General features: G+C 59.2%; 22 protein-coding genes. 8 read left to right on the forward strand and 14 right to left on the reverse strand.

The features are described 5' to 3' along the window. Nucleotides 1–79: 79 nt before the first annotated feature. The 3 genes from tnpA to NG895_RS07815 all read right to left on the reverse strand — a co-directional run bounded on the left by tnpA (nt 80) and on the right by NG895_RS07815 (nt 1,978). Nucleotides 80–547 (reverse strand): IS200/IS605 family transposase, encoded by a 468-nt coding sequence (tnpA, locus tag NG895_RS07805; RefSeq protein ID WP_252851914.1) that lies wholly within the window; start codon nt 545–547, stop codon nt 80–82. 198 nt (nt 548–745) lie between these two features. Further along, the gene (locus tag NG895_RS07810; RefSeq protein ID WP_252851915.1) at nt 746–997 is read right to left on the reverse strand and encodes a hypothetical protein; all 252 of its coding nucleotides are present in this window, start codon (nt 995–997) and stop codon (nt 746–748) included. A 78-nt stretch (nt 998–1,075) separates the two neighbouring features. Beyond that, nucleotides 1,076–1,978, reverse strand: a complete 903-nt coding sequence (locus NG895_RS07815; RefSeq protein WP_252851916.1) for a CAAX prenyl protease-related protein — start codon at nt 1,976–1,978, stop codon at nt 1,076–1,078. 460 nt (nt 1,979–2,438) lie between these two features. Between NG895_RS07815 and fusA the strand changes: the two genes are divergently transcribed. Then, entirely contained in the window at nt 2,439–4,547 is a 2,109-nt protein-coding gene (gene fusA / locus NG895_RS07820; protein ID WP_252851917.1) for an elongation factor G, read from the forward strand. Nucleotides 4,548–4,675: 128 nt separating this feature from the next. Continuing rightward, nucleotides 4,676–6,079 carry a PhoPQ-activated pathogenicity-related family protein gene (locus tag NG895_RS07825; RefSeq protein WP_252851918.1) on the forward strand — a complete coding sequence of 468 codons (1,404 nt, stop codon included), beginning with the start codon at nt 4,676–4,678 and terminating at the stop codon, nt 6,077–6,079. Between the two features lie 2 nt (nt 6,080–6,081). Here NG895_RS07825 and NG895_RS07830 read toward each other — a convergent pair whose 3' ends face one another. Further along, nucleotides 6,082–7,935 carry an ATP-binding cassette domain-containing protein gene (locus tag NG895_RS07830; protein WP_341871434.1) on the reverse strand — a complete coding sequence of 618 codons (1,854 nt, stop codon included), beginning with the start codon at nt 7,933–7,935 and terminating at the stop codon, nt 6,082–6,084. A gap of 88 nt (nt 7,936–8,023) precedes the next feature. On the opposite strand from NG895_RS07830, the gene NG895_RS07835 reads away from it, so the two are divergent. The 4 genes from NG895_RS07835 to NG895_RS07850 all read left to right on the forward strand — a co-directional run bounded on the left by NG895_RS07835 (nt 8,024) and on the right by NG895_RS07850 (nt 11,984). Beyond that, a complete protein-coding gene (locus tag NG895_RS07835) occupies nt 8,024–8,302 on the forward strand; it encodes a hypothetical protein (protein WP_252851919.1) in 279 nt (92 codons plus the stop codon). Further along, a complete protein-coding gene (locus tag NG895_RS07840) occupies nt 8,253–8,813 on the forward strand; it encodes a hypothetical protein (RefSeq protein WP_252851920.1) in 561 nt (186 codons plus the stop codon). The genes NG895_RS07835 and NG895_RS07840 overlap by 50 nt, the downstream gene beginning before the upstream one ends. Before the next feature lie 398 nt (nt 8,814–9,211). Next, nucleotides 9,212–11,356: an NAD-dependent DNA ligase LigA gene (gene ligA / locus NG895_RS07845; RefSeq protein WP_252851921.1), complete on the forward strand. Its 2,145-nt coding sequence runs from the start codon at nt 9,212–9,214 to the stop codon at nt 11,354–11,356. Nucleotides 11,357–11,390: 34 nt separating this feature from the next. After that, nucleotides 11,391–11,984, forward strand: coding sequence for an HAD family hydrolase (locus NG895_RS07850; protein ID WP_252851922.1), 594 nt, complete (start codon nt 11,391–11,393; stop codon nt 11,982–11,984). On the opposite strand, the gene NG895_RS07855 is transcribed toward NG895_RS07850, so the two are convergent. Continuing rightward, the gene (locus NG895_RS07855) at nt 11,981–13,639 is read right to left on the reverse strand and encodes an RNA polymerase sigma factor (protein ID WP_252851923.1); all 1,659 of its coding nucleotides are present in this window, start codon (nt 13,637–13,639) and stop codon (nt 11,981–11,983) included. The genes NG895_RS07850 and NG895_RS07855 overlap by 4 nt on opposite strands. Nucleotides 13,640–13,772: 133 nt before the next feature. Continuing rightward, nucleotides 13,773–14,801 carry a DUF1207 domain-containing protein gene (locus NG895_RS07860; protein WP_252851924.1) on the reverse strand — a complete coding sequence of 343 codons (1,029 nt, stop codon included), beginning with the start codon at nt 14,799–14,801 and terminating at the stop codon, nt 13,773–13,775. Between the two features lie 295 nt (nt 14,802–15,096). Here NG895_RS07860 and NG895_RS07865 point away from each other — a divergent pair, with 295 nt between their 5' ends. After that, nucleotides 15,097–15,396 (forward strand): MTH1187 family thiamine-binding protein, encoded by a 300-nt coding sequence (locus NG895_RS07865; RefSeq protein ID WP_252851925.1) that lies wholly within the window; start codon nt 15,097–15,099, stop codon nt 15,394–15,396. 182 nt (nt 15,397–15,578) lie between these two features. On the opposite strand, the gene NG895_RS07870 is transcribed toward NG895_RS07865, so the two are convergent. The 7 genes from NG895_RS07870 to NG895_RS07900 all read right to left on the reverse strand — a co-directional run bounded on the left by NG895_RS07870 (nt 15,579) and on the right by NG895_RS07900 (nt 20,835). Then, the gene (locus NG895_RS07870; RefSeq protein ID WP_252851926.1) at nt 15,579–16,013 is read right to left on the reverse strand and encodes a secondary thiamine-phosphate synthase enzyme YjbQ; all 435 of its coding nucleotides are present in this window, start codon (nt 16,011–16,013) and stop codon (nt 15,579–15,581) included. Nucleotides 16,014–16,264: 251 nt separating this feature from the next. Beyond that, the gene (gene lhgO, locus NG895_RS07875) at nt 16,265–17,461 is read right to left on the reverse strand and encodes an L-2-hydroxyglutarate oxidase (RefSeq protein WP_252851927.1); all 1,197 of its coding nucleotides are present in this window, start codon (nt 17,459–17,461) and stop codon (nt 16,265–16,267) included. 10 nt (nt 17,462–17,471) lie between these two features. After that, nucleotides 17,472–17,948, reverse strand: coding sequence for a flavin reductase family protein (locus tag NG895_RS07880; protein WP_252851928.1), 477 nt, complete (start codon nt 17,946–17,948; stop codon nt 17,472–17,474). 10 nt (nt 17,949–17,958) lie between these two features. Further along, the gene (locus NG895_RS07885; protein ID WP_252851929.1) at nt 17,959–18,435 is read right to left on the reverse strand and encodes an SHOCT domain-containing protein; all 477 of its coding nucleotides are present in this window, start codon (nt 18,433–18,435) and stop codon (nt 17,959–17,961) included. Between the two features lie 93 nt (nt 18,436–18,528). Next, nucleotides 18,529–19,395 carry an Lnb N-terminal periplasmic domain-containing protein gene (locus tag NG895_RS07890; protein ID WP_252851930.1) on the reverse strand — a complete coding sequence of 289 codons (867 nt, stop codon included), beginning with the start codon at nt 19,393–19,395 and terminating at the stop codon, nt 18,529–18,531. 194 nt (nt 19,396–19,589) lie between these two features. Next, nucleotides 19,590–20,441 carry an ATP phosphoribosyltransferase gene (gene hisG / locus NG895_RS07895; RefSeq protein ID WP_252851931.1) on the reverse strand — a complete coding sequence of 284 codons (852 nt, stop codon included), beginning with the start codon at nt 20,439–20,441 and terminating at the stop codon, nt 19,590–19,592. Nucleotides 20,442–20,502: 61 nt separating this feature from the next. After that, nucleotides 20,503–20,835: a phosphoribosyl-ATP diphosphatase gene (locus tag NG895_RS07900; protein WP_252851932.1), complete on the reverse strand. Its 333-nt coding sequence runs from the start codon at nt 20,833–20,835 to the stop codon at nt 20,503–20,505. Nucleotides 20,836–21,016: 181 nt separating this feature from the next. On the opposite strand from NG895_RS07900, the gene miaA reads away from it, so the two are divergent. Continuing rightward, on the forward strand, nt 21,017–21,964 hold the full coding sequence (gene miaA, locus NG895_RS07905) for a tRNA (adenosine(37)-N6)-dimethylallyltransferase MiaA (protein WP_252851933.1): 948 nt from the start codon (nt 21,017–21,019) through the stop codon (nt 21,962–21,964). Here miaA and NG895_RS07910 read toward each other — a convergent pair. Further along, nucleotides 21,961–22,572: a hypothetical protein gene (locus NG895_RS07910; protein ID WP_252851934.1), complete on the reverse strand. Its 612-nt coding sequence runs from the start codon at nt 22,570–22,572 to the stop codon at nt 21,961–21,963. The two genes, miaA and NG895_RS07910, sit on opposite strands and share 4 nt — an antisense overlap. Nucleotides 22,573–22,576: the final 4 nt, after the last annotated feature.

Consider the following 22,576-nt stretch of genomic DNA (forward strand, 5'->3'; position numbering starts at 1 on the left):
GACCGCGCATAGCCCGGGACGCAAGTCCCGGGAATGTATTACAGAGTGATAGGTAGCCGCGGAGCGGCGACAGCGGCCCTCAGCCGACGTGTTCTTGCTCGAATGCGTACTTCGGGTCGTACTCGATCTGGTGCCGCTCGAGCAATTCGATGAATTCCTCTTTGAAGCTCCGCTGGCGATGATGAGTTTGTTGATTCCTGATGTATTGGCAGACTGATTCGCGTTGTGAGACGCTAACAGTGAAAGCGGCGTAGCCGATTTGCCACTGAAACTTCGCTACCCGATCGCTTCTTTCGTTTACCCACTTCGACGAGCTGGCTTTCAAAATTCGAATCGCATCGGAAACAGCAATTGTCGGAGGAATACCAACAAGAAGATGAAGATGGTCAGGCATGCCGCCAATTTCGCGAAGGCAACCTTGCTCGGCGCGGATGATCCCTCCCAGGTACTGGTAGAGTTCTTCACAAAATTCTTCGTGTATCCAAGGCTTCCGATACTTCGTGCTGAATACGACGTGGTAATCCAGACAAGTAAACGTGCTGGCCATTTTTGCCACTCCCCCATGTCGCTAAATAATTGTAGGCCAAGTGGATGGCGGGTTCGCTGTCGCCACTCCGTGGCTAGCTGTTTTCTGCTAATGCGTCCCTGGGGCTCGCGCCCCAGGCTATGCGCGGTCGCCGCTCCGCGGCTGAGGGGAATCAGCACTGGTGAGATGCTTCGACGCGTTCCACTGTCCTCGCAGACGCTAACGCAGCCCCGCCAGATACCTCACAAAATCCACCAGCCCCGCGAACTTGTACTCACCGTCGATGTAGTGCTCGATCACATAGAACGCAAAGTAGTAAGCCCGGCAGAATGCCCATACGGCCAGTACCAAGAGCAATGCGACTCGCCAGTCGGGGGCGAGCAGTAGCAGCAGCACCGAGCTGACGATGCCAATCGCCAACAGCAGCGCGCCCTTCAAATACATCAGGCGAGGGGATTTGAGGTCAGACATCGGAGCAGTCACTATCCTGTCTTTTAACCTGTTAGCAGACTTCCCTGCCCCCCGCCCCCTGTATCCGCTCCCCTGCCCTTACCACAGTTCCCACCACCCGGTGAGCACAACCACCACGCCCAATAGGAAGTTCGTCACCGCGTGGGCTGCGACGCAGTCCCAGAAGTTCTTGGTGCGGACCATCAACCAAGTGACCAGGCTGAACCACACCAGGGCGGCCAGTTTCTCGGGGTGGTACAGCACGGGAACCAGGATGCCGGTTGCCACGGCCAGGCGGTTCACCTCGCCGAACGGGATTTCGGTCCAGTTATCGTGCATCACGTACCGCATGAGGAATGCCCGCAGGAAGGCTTCTTCGATCACCGGCACCAACAGCGCCAGGCCAAAGAACCGCACGGCCAGGAAGGCGTAGCCCCAGCCATTGCGGCCCAGAGCCCCCAGCGGGTTGTACTCGGCCCGGGGGCCGAGCCCCAGCCAACTGATCACTTGATGGTCTTCGCCCAGCCAGTCGACCAAGTGTCCCTCGAGATTCAGCCAGCAACAGCCAATCCACAGCAGCACCCCCACGACCCCCACACCGATGGCCAATGGCGAGACTTTCAGCGGCCACTGGAGGTAGACCGGCAGGAACCACAGGACCACCGCCAGCGTGACGACGATCTTCCCTGTGTAGATGATTGGGTAATACTTACGTGGGATATCCATCCCCAGTCGTCGGCTGGTGACGCTGAAGTCGGTGCCTTCGATGTCCGGGTCGTCGAGCAAGTCATCTTCGAGCGATGGCTCCTCGAACGGCAACTCGAACATCTCGGCGTCGCCACCGGCCGCATCGGCAGTGGGCGCCGCCAAGGGCTTTGGCTCCAGACTTTGCAGCAGCATGTAAATTGCTAGCGGTAGCACAAAAGCCAACAGGGCTCGGCGCTTGTTGGCGTTGGCCCCAGACTGGCTGGATGGGTTGTCAGGATTCGAAGTGTCGGACATCGTGTGGTTTCCGTCAGGAGGAGTGGGGCGGTGACGAATTCGGCTAAAACGTTACCTTGAAACAGGTTGCGACGCCAGAATCAAAACCGAGCGGCAACTGACCAGGATACTCACTGGGCGGCTTACCGCGAACCGGCTTCACCCGATTTTAATGGGCGAATGTCGTAGTTGGGCTAGCAAGGGGCTATTTTTTGGCTAAGATACAGGCTTCGATTGCCAGCCCGCCGCTTAAGAAGTAAAGCCCCCTATCCGCTGTGACAGGGTACGCCCACCGATGGAAGCACCACCCGAGCGTGTTGGTGGCGTGAACCCATCGACGCGCGAGGTGTGTCAATTCGAGTCCACGAGTTTCGTAGCCAGGGATCGGCTCTTGCCTCGTCCCGCCTGTTTACCAAGCCGTATTCGCAGTCAGCGAGTCCGTCGCCGGCAAGCAACGTTCGCTCATAGGTTAGAGAGAAAAATGGACCTTCGTAAAGTTCGTAACATCGGTATTTCTGCTCACATCGACTCGGGTAAGACAACCTTGAGCGAGCGGATCCTGTTCTACGCCGGTCGAATCCACAAGATCGAGGACGTCCGCGGCGGTGGCGACGGCGCCACGATGGACCACATGGAACTCGAGAAGGAACGTGGCATCACGATCACGAGTGCCGCGACCTCGCTCGAGTGGGACAAGCACAAGATCAACCTGATCGACACCCCGGGTCACGTCGACTTCACGGTCGAGGTGGAACGCAGCCTCCGCGTGCTGGACGGTGCCGTATTGGTGCTTTGTTCGGTGGGTGGTGTGCAATCGCAGTCGATGACGGTCGACCGTCAGATGAAGCGGTACCACGTGCCCCGCCTGGCGTTCATCAACAAGATGGACCGCACCGGTGCCAATCCGGATAGCGTGATCAAGCAAGTCAAGGACAAGCTGGGCGCTCACGCCGTGGCGATGCAGTTGCCCATCGGCAAAGAAGACAAGTTCGAGGGCGTGGTCGACCTGATTGCGATGAAAGCCTTGTACTTCGACGGCGCCAACGGCGAGACCGTCCGTACTGAAGAGATTCCCGTCGACCTGCAGGAAGAAGCTGCCGAAGCCCGGCACCACATGCTCGAAGAGCTGTCGATGTACAGCGACGAAATGATGGAGAAGTTGCTGGGCGAGGAAGAGATCAGCGAGGAAACGATCCACGACATTACCCGTCACGCCGTGATCGAACAGGAGTTCACTCCCGTGTTCATGGGCAGTGCCTTCAAGAACAAGGGTGTGCAACCACTGCTGGATGCCATCACTCGCTACCTGCCATCTCCGCGTCAGGTGACCAACTACGGTTCGAATCCCGAGACGGGCGAGAAGATGGCCATGCAGAATGATCCCGAAAAGCCGCTGGTGGCGATGGGATTCAAGATTACCGACGACGAGTACGGCCAGCTCACCTACTTCCGCATCTACCAGGGTAAGGTCGAAAAGGGTGGCACCTATTTCAACCAGCGATCGGGCCGCAAGGAACGTTTCAGCCGCCTGGTGCGGATGCACTCGAACAAACGCGAAGAGATCGATACCGCCGAGGCGGGCGACATCATCGCCGTGATGGGCGTCGACTGCGCCAGCGGCGATACCTATTGCGAGACGACGAACTACTGCTCGCTGGAGAACATTTTCGTCGCCGATCCGGTGATCAAGATGTCCATCGTGCCGCTCTCGCGTGACAACAGCGACAAGCTGAGCAAGGCCCTGCAACGCTTCCGCAAGGAAGACCCCACGTTCCACGTTTACACCGACGATGAAACCAACGAGACGATCATCGCCGGCATGGGCGAGTTGCACCTCGAGGTCTACGTCGAGCGTATTCGTCGCGAGTACGGCGTCGACGTCGAAGTGGGTGCTCCGAAGGTGAGCTACCGCGAGAGCGGCCAGCAAGCCTACGAGTTCGACCACAAGCGAAAGAAGCAGTCTGGTGGTTCCGGTCAGTACGGTCACATCATCGGCGTCATGCGTCCGATGACCGACGAAGACCGCGCCGCGATGGAAGAAAAGGGCGAGTCGGGCGAACTATACTTCGAAGACCAGGTCACCGGTGGTCGTATTCCCAAGGAATACATCCCCGCGGTAAAGAAGGGCTTCGAAGAAATGATGTCCAAGGGCCCAGTGGCTGGTTACCCCGTGGTCGACATGGCTGTCGAACTGAAGGACGGCACCTACCACGATGTTGACTCCAGCGACATGGCGTTCAAGCTCACCGCGCGTGAGTGCTTCCGTGAACACTTCAACCGGATGAAGCCGCTGCTGCTCGAGCCGATTATGAAGATGGAAATCGAGTGCCCGGACGAATTCCAGGGCTCGGTGGTCGGTCAGGTCAGCTCCAAGCGTGGCATGATCGTCGAGACCGAAACCGCCAACGGTGTCACTCGCATTATCGCCGAAGTGCCGCTGGCCGAGACGTTCGGCTACTCGAACGACCTCCGCAGCCAGACGCAAGGCCAGGGAACGTTCTCCATGGAGTTCGCGAAATACGCTCCGGTACCTTCGAGCATCCAGGCCGAAATCGTCGAAGAGCGCAAGGCCGAGTTGCAACCTGCCTAACCGGCAACTGGTTATCTGCAGCGACAACCTGAGTTAGAATACGAGCCCGGCGCCAAAGCGTCGGGCTCGTTTTTTGTTCAAGCGGGCCCGACCGCGACTGAAACTGTTGCAAACCGAGGACTCGTCACATGAATAGTGCTTTACGAAGTACCATCGCCATCGCCCTGCTGACGGGCGGGGCAATTGTAGAATTCGCCCGCGCGGAACCAGGCAACCTTCGCCACCAACAAATGGGCAGCCCTGCCACTGGACTGGATGACTACGTCGCCAAGCCGGACGACTCGTACGCCTGGCAAGTGATATCGCGTCGCGACTCGGTCGACGGACAGTTCTTCGTCATTCAGTTAACCTCTCAAACCTGGCAGACCGAAGACGTTGCGCCGGGCATCTGGAAGCACTGGCTGAAGGTTTGCGTGCCCAAGAACGCGACCGGCCCGCTGGGCATGTTGTTCATTTCCGGCGGCAGTCACGATGAAACACCGCCGACTCAACCGGCGGCGGAATTGCTGGCGATCGCCAAGGAAACTTCTTCGGTGGTAGCCGAGCTGCGTTGCGTGCCCAATCAGCCACTGGAGTTTGGCGGCGACGGAATTGGCCGGTACGAGGATGACCTGTTAGCCGAATGCATGCGACTGGCTGTCGAAACCAAGGACCCCTCTCGCCTGGGTCAGCTTCCGATGGCCAAGGCGGCCGTCCGTGCGATGGATGCATTGCAGGAATGGTCCGCGAGCGATGCAGATGTCCCCGAGGTATCTCGCTTCGTAGTGTCGGGAGCCTCGAAACGGGGCTGGACCACGTGGTTGGCGGCGGCCGTTGACGGGCGCGTCGACGCCATCATTCCCATCGTGATCGACGTGCTCAACGTCCGCCCCTCACTCGAGCATCAACTGGACGTCTATGGCGAGTGGTCCCCAGCGCTGAAAGACTATCAAGACCGAGGATTTCAAGGAGAGCTGTCGCACCCCAAGTTCGACAAGCTACTGGAGTTAATTGATCCCTACACGTACCGGCAGCGTTACAAATTGCCGAAACTGATCGTCAATGCCACGGGCGATGAGTTCTTTCTACCCGACTCGTCGCAGTTCTATTTCGACGATTTACCGGACGAGAAGCACCTGAGCTACGTTCCCAACGCGAGTCACTCGCTGCAGGGCTCCAGCGCGCTGGACTCCATCATTGGCTTTTACTCCCTGGTGCTTGCCGACCAAGAGCGTTCTTCGATCGAGTGGCACCCCACACCGCAGGGCGGCTGGCAAATCACCTGCAGCCACACGCCCAAACGTGTGCAGCTATGGCAAGCCAACAACACGGAGAATCGCGATTTTCGTCTTGCCACGCTGGGACCAGCATTCAAGCCCCAAGAGCTTTCGGCCGGAGCGGACGACGCCTACCTGGTGGCTCGGCAGCGGCTCACGGGCGAGCAAGGCTGGACAGCTTCGTTTGTCGAAGCCGAATTCGATACCCCCAGCGGGCGAACGCTTCGGCTAACGACCCCGGTCTGGGTAGAAGAAGCCACTCCTTCCAGCAAGTAGCATCAGGGACCATGCTGCTCGAGTTCTTCCCAGCGTTCGTAAGCTTGCGCCAGTTCGTCGCTCAGCTGCTTGGTTCGTTCGCTGGCGGTCGCGATCTCCTCGGGAGGTTTCTTGAAGAACTCCGGATCGCTCATCAGGGCGGTCAATTCCAGCGATTCCGCCTCGAGTTTCTCGATCAGCCCGGGCAGCATCTCGAGTTCGCGTTTGTCTTTGTAGGACAGTTTGACCGCTTGCGGTTTCGCCGCGTCCGGTTTGGGTTCGCTTGCTTTGGGAGCTGGTTTTGTCTCCTTCGCCGGCGCGGCGGGCTCTTCGATCTTCCGCTGCCGAATCCAATCGTCGTAGCCGCCCACGTACTCCCGCGCGCCGCCCGGTTCGAACGCGATCACGCTGGTCACCACGTTGTTGAGGAATGCTCGGTCGTGGCTCACCACGAGCAGCGTGCCATCGAACTCGGTGAGCCGCTCCTCGAGCATCTCGAGCGTCTCGGCGTCCAGGTCGTTGGTCGGTTCGTCCATCACGATCACGTTGGCCGGCTTGGCGAAGAGCTTGGCCAGTAGAATACGGTTCTGCTCACCGCCAGAGAGGAACCGCACCTCGGTGCGGGCTCGCTCGGGCGTGAACAGGAAGTCCTGCAGGTAGCCGAGCACGTGCCGACTGCGGCCATTGATGGTGACGCTATCGGATCCTTCGCCCACGTTTTCCTGTACGGTCTGGTCGCCGTCGAGGCTGCGCCGCAGTTGATCGAAATAAGCAATCTCCACGTTGGTACCCAACCGGACGCTGCCCTCCTGAGGCTCGAGTTGCCCCAACAGCAGCTTTAGCAGCGTGGTCTTGCCCGCTCCGTTCGGCCCGATGATCCCAATCTTGTCGCCCCGCATGATGTCGGTGGAGAAGTCCTCCACGATTGGCCGATCGGCGTAGGCAAAGGAGATGCCTTCCACCTTGGCCACCAGGGCCCCGGTCTTTTGCGAGCTCTGGATTTCTATCTTCGATTTGCCAACCCGCTCGCGCCGCTGGGCCCGCTCCTCGCGCATGGCTTTCAGTGCCCTGACGCGTCCCTCGTTGCGGGTGCGGCGGGCTTTGATGCCTTGGCGGATCCAGACTTCCTCTTCGGCCAGTCGCTTATCGAACAGGGCGTTCTGCTTTTCTTCGGCCGCTAGCGCCTGCTCCTTGCGAACCAGAAAGGTATCGTAGTCGCACGACCAATCGAAGATGCGGCCGCGATCGATCTCCAAAATTCGCGTAGCCAGCCGCCTGAGAAATGCCCGGTCGTGCGTGACGAACAGCAGCGTCGTGGGCCAGCCTAGCAATAGCTCTTCGAGCCAGGTGATCGCGTCGATATCCAAATGGTTGGTCGGCTCGTCCAAGAGCAGCAGATCGGGCTCGGTAACCAAGGTCTGAGCCAGCAACACACGCCGCTTCATGCCGGAGGATTGCGATTGAGCGTCGAGCGAGCCGTCGAGGTTCATACGGCCGAGCAGCTTTTCCACGCGGGGCTCAAGATTCCACTCCTCCAATTCGGGATCATGCTCGTGCAGCGCCGCGGCCACCACCTCGGCGATGGTGCCCGGCAGGTGCTGCGGCACGTCTTGCGTCAGAATGGCCACGCGGCTGCCCGCGGCCAGCGCCACTTCGCCGTGGTCGGGCTGCACCTGGCCGGCCAACAGCCGCATGAGCGTGGTCTTGCCAGCACCGTTGCGGCCGAGCAGGCCAATCCGCTGCCCCGATTCGATCTGGCACGACACCTCGTCCAACAGCGCAGGCCCACGGTAAGCGATCGTCACATTGCGTAATTCGGCCAGGGCCATAGACTGCAGCAGGTGGGTTGAAGGAGGCGAGCCGATGCCCTCGGGCATCGGGTAGTTGGGGTATTCGACCGGCCCCGAGCCGGCCCGATGGCTGCACTTTCGACTGGCGCAACGCACATGCTAGAATATAAGGGCCATGAACATTCCCGAAAACACCCAGATGGATGCCGAATTTTGGCGCGACGTCGAGCGTGCCAAGCGGCTCACGCCACAAGAGCGGGTGCGAATCGGCCACGAGTTGTTTGAACGCTCGATCTACCTCATGACTCAGGGACTGCGTATGCAGTATCCCGATTGCACGGAAGAGGAACTCGCTGCCATGCGGCGGGAGCGGTTGGCACGCATTCACCAGTGGGAGTCACGAAGTGCTCAAGTCGGAACTAATCGTGAAGCGGGTGCTGGCCTCGCTGAATGAGCACGGCCATGCGTTCATGCTGGTTGGCTCCTATGCCACGAATCTCTACTGCGTGCCAAGGGGTACGCAAGATATCGATTTGGTGGTCGAAAGCAAATTTATCTCGGCTGCTCAAGAAATTGCCAGCGAGCATCCCGATATTCACCTCGATCGACAGTTGGGTTTCGAATCAGTAACCGCCACCAAGAGAGTTCTGCTTACCGCAGATGATACCGATTTCAAGGTGGAAGTATTCGAACTGAGCAATGATCCACACGATCAATCCCGTTTCCAGCGACGCCTGGCTGTAGAACTATATGACGAAAAGGCATGGGTTGCGACCGCGGAAGACACGATTGTCACCAAACTGAATTGGGCTGCAAAAACCGGTCGTGGCAAGGATCGAGACGACGCTCAGAATGTGATGGCAGCCCAACACGAGACGCTCGACTGGCCCTACATCGAGCATTGGTGCGGTGAGCATGGTACCCTGGAGAAGCTCTCCGAGTTGCGGACTCAATTGGGGGTGTAGTCCAGCGACCGTCGATTTCGTGGCTTCTTCTCTTCTCAGGTGGAAATTGGACACGCCAGATGGTCCAATGTGGGTTTGTCCAGTACTCCAGCCAATCACCGACCGCACTGGGCAAGACGCCGGTACGATCCCACAATGGGAATGGAATTTTGTCGCACCTGCGGTGAACCGCGCGCAACAACTTGCCCCGGCTGGCCTGAGGTGACGAACGTAAAGCCTTGCCAACACAAAGCTTACGCCAATCGACCAGGCCCCGAGCTCCCGAGTTTTGCCGCACCCAATCGCTTATTTCATAACGCCGCGCGCGACAGAACTCGAACTGGTTGCTGTATAGAGACTTACAAAAAGAGGTTTCGTCGCACCTGCGACTTTATCCACCATCCGAATCGCCCCCTCCCATGGACGACGCCCAACGCATCCAGCAGCTTCGCGATGAGATTCGCGAGCACGATCGGCAATACTACGTCGACGCGAAACCAACCATTTCCGACCGCCAGTACGACCGGCTGCTGGAGGAACTCAAGCAGCTCGAGGCGGCCAACCCGGAGCTGATCACTCCCGATAGCCCCACGCAGCGCGTCGGTGGGGAACCGATCGAGGGCTTCGAGCAGATCGAACACGCCCGGCCGATGTACTCCATCGACAACAGTTACGATCCCGACGACTTGCGGAAATGGGCCGACCGCTTGCCTCTGGAAGTCGATAGCTTTGCCATCGACCCCAAGATCGATGGCGTGGCAATCAGCCTGCGATACGAGGATGGCCAGCTTGTGCTGGCCGCCACACGGGGCGATGGACGGCAGGGCGACAACGTGACGCAAAACGTCCGCACGATTCGCTCGGTTCCGCTGTCGCTCGACACGCAAGGCTCGCCGCCCCCGGCGGTGCTGGAGGTTCGCGGCGAGATCTACTGCCCTTGGGAGGTGTTCAACAAGTGGAACGAGCAATTAGAGGAGGAGGGTCAGCAATTGCTGGCCAACCCTCGTAACGCCACGGCAGGTCTGTTGAAGCGACACGACTCGCGGATCGTCGCCCAACGGCGATTGGAATTTTGCGCACACGGCCGCGGGCAGCTCGATGGCGTCGATGCAACCAGCGTCACTGAGTTTAACCAGCAGATCGCCGCCTGGGGCATCCCAACCAATCCCTTCACCAACACCGCCAACGACATCGACGAGGTGCTGAAAATCATCGCCGAGTTCGAAACCACACGGCATAACCTGCCCTACGCGGTCGACGGGATGGTCGTGAAGGTGAACCGTTTCGACTTGCAGGATGAACTCGGCTTTACCAGCCGGTTCCCGCGGTGGTGTATCGCGTACAAATATGCTGCCGAGCAGGCAGAGACCACGCTACTGGAGATCCTGTGGCAAGTCGGCAAGACGGGCAAGCTCACCCCCCGGGCGACGCTCGAACCTGTGCTGGTGGCCGGCACCACGGTGCAGCACGCTACGCTGCACAACATGGGCGAAGTGCTGCGAAAGGACCTGCGCATCGGCGATCGCGTGATCATCGAAAAGGCGGGCGAGATCATTCCGCAGGTGGTGCAAGCACTCACCAAGGAGCGCCCTCAGAACGCCAAGCTACCTACTCCGCCGACCCAGTGCCCCGAGTGCGGTGGAGACGTCGAAATCGAGTTCGACCAACGGCGGATGCACGACGTCAAGGCGTGGGAGTCGCGCGTCGAGCGCGAGAAGCAGCGTGCTGAAAAGAAGGGCGAGAAACCGCGCGAGATTCCGCAACCAGCGCCAATCACCGAGCTCGATGAAACGGCCCGCTACTGTATGAACCCGGAGTGTCCGGCCCAGTTTCGCGAGCGGCTGGAACACTTCGCCGGCCGCGGGCAACTGGACATCGACGGCATGGGCGAGAAAGTTGTCGAACAACTGACCGAAGCAGGGCTTGTTCGCACGATTGGCGACGTGTTCCGTCTACGCGAGCGACGCGATGAAGTACTCGAACTCGAACGGATGGGCGAGAAGAAAGCGGACAACCTGTTCGCCGGCATCGACGCTGCCAAACAACGGGGCCTGGCTCGGACCCTTTCGGCACTAGGGATTCGCCATGTTGGCTCCACGGCTTCGCGCATTCTGGCCGAGCACTACCGCACGATCGACAAGATGATCGCAGCCAGCGAAGAGGATATCGCCACGTTCAAAATTGGAGAGAATGAGTCAGGCATCGGCCCTGAAATCGCCAAGTCGATCTACGCCTTCCTGCACTCCCACACGGGCGAGGCCGTCGTGGAGGAACTCCGCACCGCTGGTGTATCGCTCGAGATGCCCGAGGAAGAAACCAGCGGATCGGCCGGATCGGCCCTGGCGGGAAAGTCGCTGGTGGTGACGGGGACGCTGGCCAAGTACTCTCGCAAAGAGATTGAGGAACTGATCGTCAAGCACGGTGGCAAAGCTTCGAGCAGCGTGTCGAAGTCGACGGCCTATTTAGTAGCGGGCGAAAAGGCGGGCAGTAAGCTGGAAAAAGCCACCAAGCTAGGGGTGCCCGTATTGACTGAAGAAGAGTTTGAGACATTGATTGCAGAGTAAATCCAGGCGCCAAACCAGACAAACGAAAGAGACTATGCTTCCGATTCCTTCCGATACGCAGGCTCTGCTGTTCGACTGCGACGGCACGCTCGCCGACACCATGACACTGCACTACGAAGCCTGGCACGAGACCCTGCTGTTGCACGACGTCGATTGCCCTCGTTCGTTCATCGACGAGCATGCCGGTGTGCCGACCGATCTGATTGTGGAAGAAGTGAACGCCCGGTGGGGCAAGTCGCTCGATCCTCCTGCGATCTCGGAAGAGAAAGAGGATCGCTTCCGCGAACGTATCCACCTCACCGAGCCCATCGAAGAAGTGCTGGCCACCGCACATGCCTATCTCGGTAAACTGCCGATGGCGGTCGTGTCGGGTGGCCCCTTGGATGTCGTTACGGCAACACTGGTTGCCATCAACGCGTTCGACTTGTTTCCCGTGTTGGTCACCGCCAGCGACCCGGTGGCGCCAAAGCCCTCGCCAGACATCTTTCTGGAAGCAGCCCGACGTTTGAACGTCGATCCCACGAAGTGCCATGTGTTCGAGGATGGCGATCCGGGCATCGTCGCGGCCCAGGGAGCGGGGATGACGTATACCGATGTCCGCGAGGTGATTGCCCAGCGCGGAGTTTAGTGTCGCACGCCGTCTACAGCAGGCCCATCCATGATGCCCATTTCGGCCCCGCGAATCGCCTTGTTCAAGGACGTGGCAGGTTGCGACTCCATCAACTGCGACAAGAGTTCATTGATTTGCTTGTGGACGTGGTAGGTCTGATTGATGATGATTCGATCGTGGACTTCTACGGCCGTCCCCTGCCCCTTGTTGACTTCCCAGGAGTCGGGTGCAACGACCTGCATGAGCTTATCAACGGTGAAATCCTTCAAGTGCGGATTCGGATAGACGCGAGCTTCCAGTCGATACTCTTCATCTTCCTCGGAAAGAATCAGCAGCACTTGCTTGTCGATAACGTAGGTCAAATCCAGTGGAGCGAGCATGAGTTCAATTGCTGACTCGAGGTTCACGTTCCTGATGTTAACGTCAATCGGTTCGTCTGTTGAGATGCCGATGCCGTCGAGAGAACTAACGTCGAGTTGGACTTCGATGTTGTATTCGTCTCGGAGGAAATTGACGACCTCGGAAAGAGGAGCGGACTGAAACTCGAGACCTAAGCTGTTCAACGGCTGCGCTAGCGCTCGTTCGATGGCCAACTCCGATTTCGAGCGAGGCTTGAAGTCGACAATGCGACGCCCCGATGCGGACTTGGCAGCGGTCGCGCCCGTTATCGTGCGGGTGGAAGGTGCGGCCACGCTAGATGCACTATCAGCAGCAAATGGATCGGCTGAGCTCGTCCGCTGGGCAGGTAGAGATGTGCTGGCGGCCGGCTCTTCCTCCGCCGAGGAGGAAGCCGCAGCATCCAGCGCAAAGGGGTTGCCATTGCCATGACCTTCGCCTTGGGAAAACGCGACCTGAGCCGTCAGCGCTGCGGCCAGAATACCACCGAAAGTCGCCGCAGCAACGACGGGCTTGGACAGAATCGTGACGTTCATGGCACTTAGCTCCTGAAGGGCAATGTGGGTAGATGTAGCTGGTTCGTTAGCAAGTGCGGCGATTGTTGCACTGCTTCCTGAAAACGCGAGATCGACTGTCGAATTGACCAGTTCCGACGGAATGTCGCTGGCAACCACGCGGGTAGATTTGAGCATGGCCACAACCACCGCTAGCGTCACACCTCGCCGTAGGAGTCGCATCCGCAGTCGTTGCTTGCCACGCTTGAGGCGGCCCTCTAACGCGCCGATCGTGATACCTAGTTCCTCGGCTACCTCGGCATTACTCCGGCCCACCAGGTACCGGAGCACCAGCGGTGTGCGGAGCGAATCGGGCAATTTGTTCAACTCCTCGTCGGCAACGTTGCCATCGTGGCGGGCGAGCAACTCGTCCAGGGGATCGACTTCGGGTGCCGCGGTGTCCATAAGCTCGTGCGTGCTCCGTCGGGCTGCATTTCGTCGCATTCGCATGGCAACTCGCGTCGCCACACCGTACAGCCATGCCGCCACGGAGTTGCCCTTGCGAATCTTGTTGGCCGAACGGGCGAGCACCAGAAAGGTAGCCTGGAACGCATCGTCAGCGTCGGTGCTGCAACTCAATCCACGGCGACAGGCAGCCAGCACTAGCGGCCCGTGTCGGTCGACCAACTGCCGGAAGGCATCTTCGTCCGCCGACTGGGCAAACCTCCGCAGCAGCGCACGGTCGGAAAGCTCGGTTAAATCAACCTGGGAAGTTTCGGCCATGCCGCTCATTCTAGCTGGTAGTCGGGCTGTCTACACAACTAGTGCATGGTCCGCTGTTCCGCGGGCGCGAAAAACAGGCAGAAAACACAAATTAGAGAACGCCCACGCAGCCAGGACGTGGCACCGCCAGCGATCAGAAGTCGTACCAGATACCCAGGCCGTACTGTTCTTCCGACTCGTTGTAGAACTGGTAGTAGTTGCTGTGACCGGTAAGCCATTGAAAACCGGCCCGGAACTGACTGCCCGAATCGCCACGCCAGAGCCAACCAAACTGCAGGGCGTAGTCGCCGCCGAAATTCAGTTCCTCTCGCAAGTGGCCGTTCGTGGCGAAGAACGGAGTACCATGGTAACCCGTCACGCCCGGCTGAGAATACTCGGCCCCGAACTGGAACTCCCAAGGTTCGGCACCACCAGCGGTGAAGAAGGCATAAGCTGTCTCGCCGTAAAGTCGCCACGCCGGCGTCGGGTTGAAGGACGCACCAAAGATGATCGCGTCCCGCACGTAGTTTTTTCGTTCCCAATCGGGCGTACGGACAATCCACTCGTCGCCCAGATGCGAGCTCAGGTGATAGTAGCCGAACTTGTACTGCCACCTTCCAACACCGTACGTGAGCGGCACACCGAAGCGGAAGTCAGAGGTATCCACATCGCGCTCGTTGTCGAGATTCAAGCGAATGATCGCTCCACCTTCGATATCAAGCTCCCAGCCCTCGGGTCGCAGCTCGTTGGTCGTACCATAGCGCCAGATAGCGCGGCGGCCACCGAGAATCACGTCCCACAGCGTCTCGCTGCTGGAAACTTCTTCGAGGTGCACCAACTGCATCTTCGGTTCCCGCGGCCCAGCCATGTAACTGCGATAGATCAGTCCATCGGGCAGAATCTGACTGGTCCATGGCTCGCAAGGTTCGCAGTAAGGCCCGCCCGAGTAGTAGTCGCTGAGCGTCAACTCGGGGTCGATCACGGAGCTACCGGCTGGCTCCTGACTGATCCAGACATCCCCCGACTCCGCAGGCATGGCTGGCGCCTGGAATTCATCGATCGGCATCATTGTCTGCGCGAGGAGGCTCGAAGCCATCGCCCATGCACAAACCACCAGCAGCATGCCGACATTACGGACACCTGGCGCAGTAGTTCGGCGGGTGGGGTGGAGCAAGGTAGGCACGGAGGTGGCTCAACTCAATACGATGGCACGAAACTGCAGCACACAAGATATGTTTAGGTATCGTCTATTACGAAGTGGGAAATAGGGCTCGAAGCTTAGCGAATGCGAAAAACTTCCAGAATAGCGAATTGGCCAAAACGTAAGTCGCGGTTTGACAACCACTTCCGGCATGGTCTTCAAAGGACAGCGAGGTCCGGCTAACTTAAGTTGCATAAGGTTTTACACACTGGCAGTTTGGCGAAGCTCGCACTGCCATCAATGCCACCAATGAGAGCAGTGTATGGTCCTTTTAGAAATGAGTATCGTCCCATTGGGACTAGGCGAAAGCGTCAGCAAGTATGTCGCCCAGTGCGTGGAACTGGTCGACAAAAGCGGGTTAGACTACGAGCTCCACTCGATGGGTACCATCGTCGAAGGCGAACTGCCTGAAGTGCTGTCACTGATGCAGTCGTGCATCGAGAAGATCGCCGAGTCAAGCAACCGTGTTACCTGCACCGCTAAGCTCGACTATCGCCAAGGACCGGGCGGACGCCTGGCAGCAAAGGTTGCTAGCGTTGAAAGCAAGCTCGGTAAGAAGAGTGCCAAACCGAGCTGAGCTTGCAATGCCAGCGGTGCCTCTTCGGCGCAGGTCTAGTCGGCGATCATTTTGACACCCAGGGACTCGACAATAACTTACAACCGGTCGCCAATTAGATTGCCTGTCAGGTTAAGCGCTGGTTGCTATAACTGACGCGCGCCCACGAGGTTCGCAATCTACTTTTGCTGACTGGAGGACGATCACTCCCCAATGATCTTGACCAGCACCCGCTTCTTGCGCCGCCCATCAAACTCGTAGTAGAAGATGTGCTCCCACGGACCGAGGTGCAGCTTGCCATCGGTGATGGCGACAACCACTTCGCGCCCCATGATCTGCCGCTTATGGTGGGCATCGGCATTGTCCTCGCCTGTGCGGTTGTGAAGATATCCTCCCTGCGAAGGATCGCCGCCCGGGTCGAACGGGGCGAGGCCTTCCAGCCATCGCTCGTAGTCGGCGTGCAATCCCGACTCGTTGTCGTTAATGAACACACTGGCGGTGATATGCATTGCGTTGACAAGCACTAGACCGTCTTGTACCCCGCTGTCGGCAACCAGCCGTTCTACTTCGTGATGCAGCGAAACGATGGCCCGACGCTCGGGCACGTTCATCCAGAGTTCTTGGGTGAGGCTTTTCATGATGGCTCCTTCGTAACTGGTTTCGCAATACCCGCGCGGATTGGCGCACCTTCCGCAACGCGTAGCACGCTGCTACCGCGTCATCGCAGGTACGCCAGTGCCCCTAGAGAACACCGTAAACAGCCACATTGCAAGTGAGGGGCTATCGTAGACTTCCGACATCTGTCTCGCGCCTGTGATCCGTCGCACACGACCGATGTTGGCCCAGCATCATTCGAGCCGGCGGAGCAGCCGCTTCACCCCGGGAATTGTTAGAACCGGTCGGCCAGGCGATCGACAATCAAATTGCCAATGTTGAGCGAAGCCGTGGCAGCGGGTGAAGGAGCATTCAGTACGTGGACGAAACGCTCGGTTTCCTCTACCAGAAAATCGTCCACCAACTGCCCATCCTGGCGCACTGCCTGAGCGCGGATACCAGCGGGCGCCACCTTCAAATGATGCCCGCGGATCTCAGGCACGAGTTGCTGCAGCGCCTTGACGAAGGCCATCCTGGAACAACTCCGCCACATCTCGCCCATGCCCGTGCGCCAGTACTTGCTGGCCAGCTTACGGAATCCGCCATATCCGAGTGTCTCACTCAGTTCCGACGGATTGACCTGCCAGCGGTGATAGGCTTCGCGCCCAAATGCCAGCACGGCATTCGGACCGCACTCGACACCACCGCCGACCATCCGGGTGAAATGAACGCCAAGAAAAGGAAATGCGGGGTCGGGGGTGGGATAGATCAGGTTGTTTACAAGGTGCTCGGCCGCCGGCTTCAGCTCATAGTACTCGCCTCGGAAGGGGATGATCTTCACGGAAGGCAGAGCCCCCGCAATGGCGGCCACGCGATCGCAATAGAGCCCAGCACAATTGACCGCGTGACTTGACGTGAACTCTCCCTTGGATGTGGAGAACACCAGCGCGTCCCCGGCCAGCCGCACGGCGGTAACCTTGGCACCAATGATGACGTTGCCGCCCGCTTCGATCACCCGATCCGCCATGCGGTGACACACGTCGACATAGTCGACGATGCCCGTCTCGGGAACATGAATCGCTTGTACGCCGCGGGCGTGAGGTTCCAGCTCGGCCAGGCGATCGCGATCGATCATCTCGCAAGCAACACTATTCGCCTTACCGCGCTCGAGGATGTTTTCGAGCGCCGGCACCTGCGAATCGTCGGTGGCTACGATCACCTTGCCGCAAACGTCGAACGCGATGCCCTCTCGCTGGCAGAACTCTTCCATGGCGAGCTTGCCAGCGCGACAGTTCTCGGCCTTAAGCGAGCCCGGCTTGTAATAGATCCCCGAGTGCAACACACCGGAGTTACGGCCGGTCTGGTGCAGCGCAAGCTGGGGCTCCTTTTCGAGCACCGTAACAGTCAACTCGGGCAGGCGTTGGACGAGTCGGTACGCGGTGGCTAGACCGACAATCCCCCCCCCGACGATGATTACACTGTGGTCAGACATTATTACGAGCTCAATAGTGCGCGCCGCTCTTGCGAACGTGAACCATCGGCTCTGCATCGGAGGTGAGCGCTCCGCGAACTACCCTAGCCACGAACACGCGATGGTCGCTCGAATCGACATGGCCGGCCGGTTCGCATTCCAGGTAGCCGAGCGCTGCCGAAAGCATCGGCACGCCGGTACGGCAGTTCTTGGTCTCAACTCCCTCGAAAGCAGCCACGCCGGGTTCGAAGCCTTTACCAAAATGCTTGAGGAACTCGGTCTGGCCATCCCCCACCAGATTCAGCACAAACGGCTGACCCTCGGTCAGCCAGTCACATACGTACCGGCCCTGCTTGACCGCCACGGTGACCATGGGCGGCTCAAATCCAGCCTGCATAACCCAACTGGCCAGCATCCCAGTGGCCCGATCTCCGGTGCCAATCGTGAGAATGAAGATCCCACTAGGTATTTTGCCAAGCGCTGGATCGAATTCGTTGATGTTGCTCATTCCGTATACCTCAGTTGCTGTCCAGCAGTTCCTTTTTCTCGCGTTCGTACTCTTCGGCAGTCAGGATACCATCCTTGAACAGGGCGTGCAGGCGTCGCAACTTTTCGTCGAAAGGCAGTTCGTCTGCACCGGCTCTCCCGCTTAGATCGATACCGGCCTCGTCCAAGGCGTCGCTGACGACTCCACCGGTCATCCGGGACCAGGGTTCGACGTCCTGGCGTGCTTTCTCGGGATCCAAAACCAGCCCCGAGCCGGCCGCGCCCTTGGCGCCAATGCTGGAGACCACACCACCGACGATGAGCAACCCCATTCCGGCAAGCGCCCGCATCCCTTCGTTGCGAGCACGCCGATCAAAGTCACGGAAGTTGCCAAAGTTCATCATACCGGTCACAAATACCGAGGCGAACAACAGGCCTCCGACTACCATCATCGCGTTGCCGAAATAGTACAGTGCCTTGCGCTCGGGCGAGATTTTACGTCGTTTCATGGCGGATCTCCTACGGTGCCGACCGCAGCTAGTATCAGTTTGGCAGGTGCACGGCGAGTTCGCAATGCTGCGAGACCGGCAGCGACACCACGACTAGCGGCGGATCAGCTTCGAGAAGTCCTCGCCGCTCGAGAGCTGCTGGACTTTGGGGTTCACGTAGGCCGCGGTCTTGGTTTGCTGGAACGTGCCGCGGTGGACTATGAGGCCCTGGTCATAGGCCAATTCGTCCGAGAGGCCCGGCAGCAGCACGCGGTAGTCGTAGGTTACCCGGCGAGGCTGGATGCGATTAATGTGCTCGATGATATTCGTCGTGCAATTGTTGGTCAGCGTGTCATAAAACTCCGGCTTCGCGGCCAACCCGTTTACGCGGGCCATCACGTCTCGAAACAAACGCTGCGACTGCTCAGGGGTGGCAGTGGATCGATAGAGATAGACGTCGCGATCCTTGAACCTGGTTTGCGATAGGATACTGTCCCGCTCATCGGCAACCACATAAGTCAGCTCGAACTGGCGGGTGCTCCCTTTCACTGGGCCATAAGTCTCCCCCTTCTCCTTGCGGACTTCAGCACTTACCACTAAGTAGTCGACCGGAGCGTTGGGAGGCGCAATTTCGAAACTGATCTGCGTATGCGCCAGTGCGGGGTTACCCGGGAACGGCATCAGCACAAAGTCCACCGCGCGGATGTCGCGAACGTCGAACGACTTATCGTACCAATCGGGCACGTAGGAGTCGGCATCGATGTACTTGCAGTAGCGGACATTGTGGACATTCACCTGCGAACCCTGAAACTCTGCCGTCGGCAACACCGAGTAGAGCGGCTCCCAATCGCGGTGCTGCGAAGGGGCAACCATCTTCTGCGCCGTTTGGCAACCAGAAACCAGCATCACTGCAACCAGCAGCGCACCGGCGCATCGACAGCGCGTGTGGGACTCGATCGCAATGGATGACGAAAATGGCATGAGCGTCACGGTAGCGGCGCAGACGTTCCCCCCACAGAAAAGTGTGCGGGAAGCATAGAAGGTCGCCGCACAGCGAGCAATGCCATCACCAAACTAATGCTAGCAAACCTTCCGGGCGATCTCTGGCCCCGAGCCGCGGGCACGAAACACAGTCCGAGGGCGCAGATAACCCGGACCGCGGGCCACTGGATAAATTAGAGGCGGCAATTCTGGATAGCGGTTTCGAGAATCGCTTGAGCGCCGGCGACTTCCAGCTTCTCCATAATGCCAATCACTTCCTTGCGAGGCACCATGGCACGCACGGCGTACCAGCCTTCGCGTTCCAGCTTGTTGACCGTTGGCGAGCTATACCCCGGAGTAATCTTCTCGGCGGCGCTGAGGTTCTTCTCCTCGATGTTGTACTCCAGCAGCGAGTAGCTCCGCGCAATGACCACGCCTTCCAGGCGGCGGACCACTCGGTCGGCGAGCTGGGCGTCCACCACCGAGTCGCTCTGCACCAGCACCGTTTCGTAAGAACCAATCGTTTCGAGAATTCGCAGCCGATTGGCGGCCAGCGTACTTCCGGTCTCTACCAGGTCGACGATGCCGTCGGCCACGCCCAAAGTGATGGTGGCCTCGACCGAGCCGGATAGCTCCACCGTGTGACAATCGGCGCCGTGCTCAGCCAGATAGTTGCGCGTGATGTTCGGAAAGCTCGTAGCAATGCGAGCACCATTCAGATCGGCAGCCGTCTTATAGGGCGAGTCTTCCGGCACACAAATGGCGAGCCGACAGCCACCAAGCCCTAAGGACAGACGCTGCGTGAGTTTGACGCAGGCTTCTTCAATTAAATCGCCACCCGTGATCCCCAGTCCAATCGCGCCCTCAGCACACATGACGGGAATGTCGTCGGTGCGGAGGAAACAGATGTCGATATCCATCTCCTTGACTTTGGCGAACAGGCTACGATCCTGCCGCCGGAAACTGAGCCCTGCCTCCTTGAGCAACTCGGCCGCGGCATCTGCCAGACGACCTTTACTGGGAATCCCGATACGTAAATTGGGCATGGTAAATATTAGCGGTAGGACGGTTAGCAAAAGGCAGCGAGGTGTAAGGTCGGTTCGGACGCTACTTGCTGCGTGAGGCTTTCTCTTCCAGTCCAGACATGCCAAACCGTCGAGCAAGTTCGCTTTCGACGTCGGACAATTTGATCTGACGATGGGCGAGCAGCACCATCAAGTGGTAGAGCACGTCTCCAGCTTCTGCGATGGTGTGTTCGCGGCCTGGTTCGCCGGGCTCCCCTGCCGCTTCGACCACTTCGGCGGCCTCTTCCACGATCTTCCTGCCTATTTTCTCTACGCCTCCGGCCAGTAGCTTGGCCGTGTACGACGAATCGGCGTCGCCCGCTGCCTGACGGGCGGCGATGGTGGCTTCGAGTTGGTCGAGCGGGCGATTGGACATAGCGGGTGACGTCAGTTGGGGCAGGCTTTCGAGGGACAAAAAGAGCCAGACCGCCGCGAGGTCCGGGAGAGTCGACCTGTCGGTCCGCTCCTGGGCCGCGTGGCGGTCCGGCGTGGAAAACCCTATAACCTAACAGTCTAGTCCGCGCCCCCCCGCCTGACAATGAACCACTTGGTGCTGCGTGTCGAAAGAGCTGTTTCTTGACGAATGTTGGTTTCTCACCGGTCCGACGGCCATCGGAAAGTCGCAGGTGGGGCTGTACCTTGCCCAGCAACTGAACGCCGAGATTGTCTCGCTCGACTCGATGGCCATTTACCGTGGCATGGATATTGGGACCGCCAAGCCATGCCCCAAAGAGCAGGCAGCGGTGCCACACCATCTGATCGACATTCGCGACCCTGCAGAGGAGTACAGCGTCGCTCAATATCTGGAGGACGCCGAGCAAGTAGTCCGTACGATCCGCAGCCGTGGCCGGCAGGTACTGTTTGTCGGTGGTACTCCGATGTGGCTGAAGTGCCTGCTGCGTGGACTGTTCGAAGGCCCTCCCGCCAACTGGGAACTCCGCGAGCAAATCGAGCGAGAAGCGGCCGCCCTGGTTCCGGGTGAGCTGCACAAGCGGCTGGAGCAAGTCGACCCACTGGCCGCCAGTCAGATTCACCCCAACGATACGCGCCGACTGATCCGCGCGCTGGAAGTGTTTCGCTCGACAGGCGAGCCGATCAGCCATCAGCAAATGGAATTCGAAGAGGCGCGACCGGCTGACCAGTGCCGAGTGTTCGTGCTCGACCGGCCCCGCGACGAACTGCACCGCCGCATCGAAGCCCGCGTCGACCGGATGCTGGTCGACGGCCTGGTGGACGAAGTACGGAGGCTAACGGTTGACGGTAAACAGCTTGGCCGCACGTCGAGCCAGGCGGTGGGCTACCAGGAGGTGCTAGCTTATCTGGCAGGCGAGCTCGACCACGACGCGATGACCGAGCGGATTAAATCCCGCACTCGCAGGTTTGCCAAACGCCAGGGCACGTGGTTCCGCAGCTTGAGCGAATGCCGCTGGGTGGAGGTTGGCGAAAGAGACAGCAGCAGTGCCACGGCTGAATCCATCCTGAAGTCAGCGCCCGATCAGGCTTAGGCGAGAATCAACAGCCCCAATAGGCCACTCACTAGAAGCACCATCAGCAATAGTACAACGGGAAACACTGACGATTTCTGCTCGCGCGGTCGGTCGGCCACTGCCGGAAACTCATCCGCTTCGTCCAGGATGAGCCCTCCCGACTCCCACAGATGCTTGGCAAATCGATTGTGGAGCGAAATCAGGAAGACCACTCCCACCACGGTACCCGCCGGGACGGCCAGCAATAGGAGGATGGAAATTCCCTTCGCCCAATTGGCGGATTGCCGGTCGAACCTTCTCAGCCCCCAGGCGACGGAGGTCAGCAGGACGCACCAGCATGCCCAAAATACCGATAGCAGCCCCAGGTCAAACCAACCAAGCGTGGCTGAACTCTCGGTCGCGACTGGGCCATTCGCCGCCAGGCCGATTGACATCAATCCGCAGACGATCGCAGCAAAGGCACCGTGCAGCGCCCCCAGATAAAAAAGCACACCCACAACCCGGATGGCGCGGCGCGTGTCCTTGAGCTTGTGCGGCGAAAGATCAGCCGATTGCAGGACGCAAGAGTCGAAAAACTCATCGGCGGCGAAAGGAAGGTTGGCCTCGAGAGCCAGTTGGGCGCCCATGGGG

It is taken from the genome of Aeoliella straminimaris (assembly GCF_024054565.1).
Lineage (GTDB): Bacteria > Planctomycetota > Planctomycetia > Pirellulales > Lacipirellulaceae > Aeoliella > Aeoliella straminimaris.

What these genes read in the sequence shown, in the direction of transcription:
- NG895_RS07870 (WP_252851926.1), bottom strand. Translation starts at nt 16,013, where the DNA reads ATGAAAAGCCTCACCCAAGAACTCTGGATGAACGTGCCCGAGCGTCGG.
- NG895_RS07865 (WP_252851925.1), top strand. Translation starts at nt 15,097, where the DNA reads ATGAGTATCGTCCCATTGGGACTAGGCGAAAGCGTCAGCAAGTATGTC.
- NG895_RS07885 (WP_252851929.1), bottom strand. Translation starts at nt 18,435, where the DNA reads ATGAAACGACGTAAAATCTCGCCCGAGCGCAAGGCACTGTACTATTTC.
- NG895_RS07880 (WP_252851928.1), bottom strand. Translation starts at nt 17,948, where the DNA reads ATGAGCAACATCAACGAATTCGATCCAGCGCTTGGCAAAATACCTAGT.
- tnpA (WP_252851914.1), bottom strand. Translation starts at nt 547, where the DNA reads ATGGCCAGCACGTTTACTTGTCTGGATTACCACGTCGTATTCAGCACG.
- fusA (WP_252851917.1), top strand. Translation starts at nt 2,439, where the DNA reads ATGGACCTTCGTAAAGTTCGTAACATCGGTATTTCTGCTCACATCGAC.
- NG895_RS07830 (WP_341871434.1), bottom strand. Translation starts at nt 7,935, where the DNA reads ATGCCCGAGGGCATCGGCTCGCCTCCTTCAACCCACCTGCTGCAGTCT.
- NG895_RS07910 (WP_252851934.1), bottom strand. Translation starts at nt 22,572, where the DNA reads ATGGGCGCCCAACTGGCTCTCGAGGCCAACCTTCCTTTCGCCGCCGAT.
- ligA (WP_252851921.1), top strand. Translation starts at nt 9,212, where the DNA reads ATGGACGACGCCCAACGCATCCAGCAGCTTCGCGATGAGATTCGCGAG.
- NG895_RS07900 (WP_252851932.1), bottom strand. Translation starts at nt 20,835, where the DNA reads ATGTCCAATCGCCCGCTCGACCAACTCGAAGCCACCATCGCCGCCCGT.
- NG895_RS07855 (WP_252851923.1), bottom strand. Translation starts at nt 13,639, where the DNA reads ATGGCCGAAACTTCCCAGGTTGATTTAACCGAGCTTTCCGACCGTGCG.
- NG895_RS07850 (WP_252851922.1), top strand. Translation starts at nt 11,391, where the DNA reads ATGCTTCCGATTCCTTCCGATACGCAGGCTCTGCTGTTCGACTGCGAC.
- hisG (WP_252851931.1), bottom strand. Translation starts at nt 20,441, where the DNA reads ATGCCCAATTTACGTATCGGGATTCCCAGTAAAGGTCGTCTGGCAGAT.
- NG895_RS07825 (WP_252851918.1), top strand. Translation starts at nt 4,676, where the DNA reads ATGAATAGTGCTTTACGAAGTACCATCGCCATCGCCCTGCTGACGGGC.
- lhgO (WP_252851927.1), bottom strand. Translation starts at nt 17,461, where the DNA reads ATGTCTGACCACAGTGTAATCATCGTCGGGGGGGGGATTGTCGGTCTA.
- NG895_RS07835 (WP_252851919.1), top strand. Translation starts at nt 8,024, where the DNA reads ATGAACATTCCCGAAAACACCCAGATGGATGCCGAATTTTGGCGCGAC.
- NG895_RS07810 (WP_252851915.1), bottom strand. Translation starts at nt 997, where the DNA reads ATGTCTGACCTCAAATCCCCTCGCCTGATGTATTTGAAGGGCGCGCTG.
- NG895_RS07815 (WP_252851916.1), bottom strand. Translation starts at nt 1,978, where the DNA reads ATGTCCGACACTTCGAATCCTGACAACCCATCCAGCCAGTCTGGGGCC.
- NG895_RS07890 (WP_252851930.1), bottom strand. Translation starts at nt 19,395, where the DNA reads ATGCCATTTTCGTCATCCATTGCGATCGAGTCCCACACGCGCTGTCGA.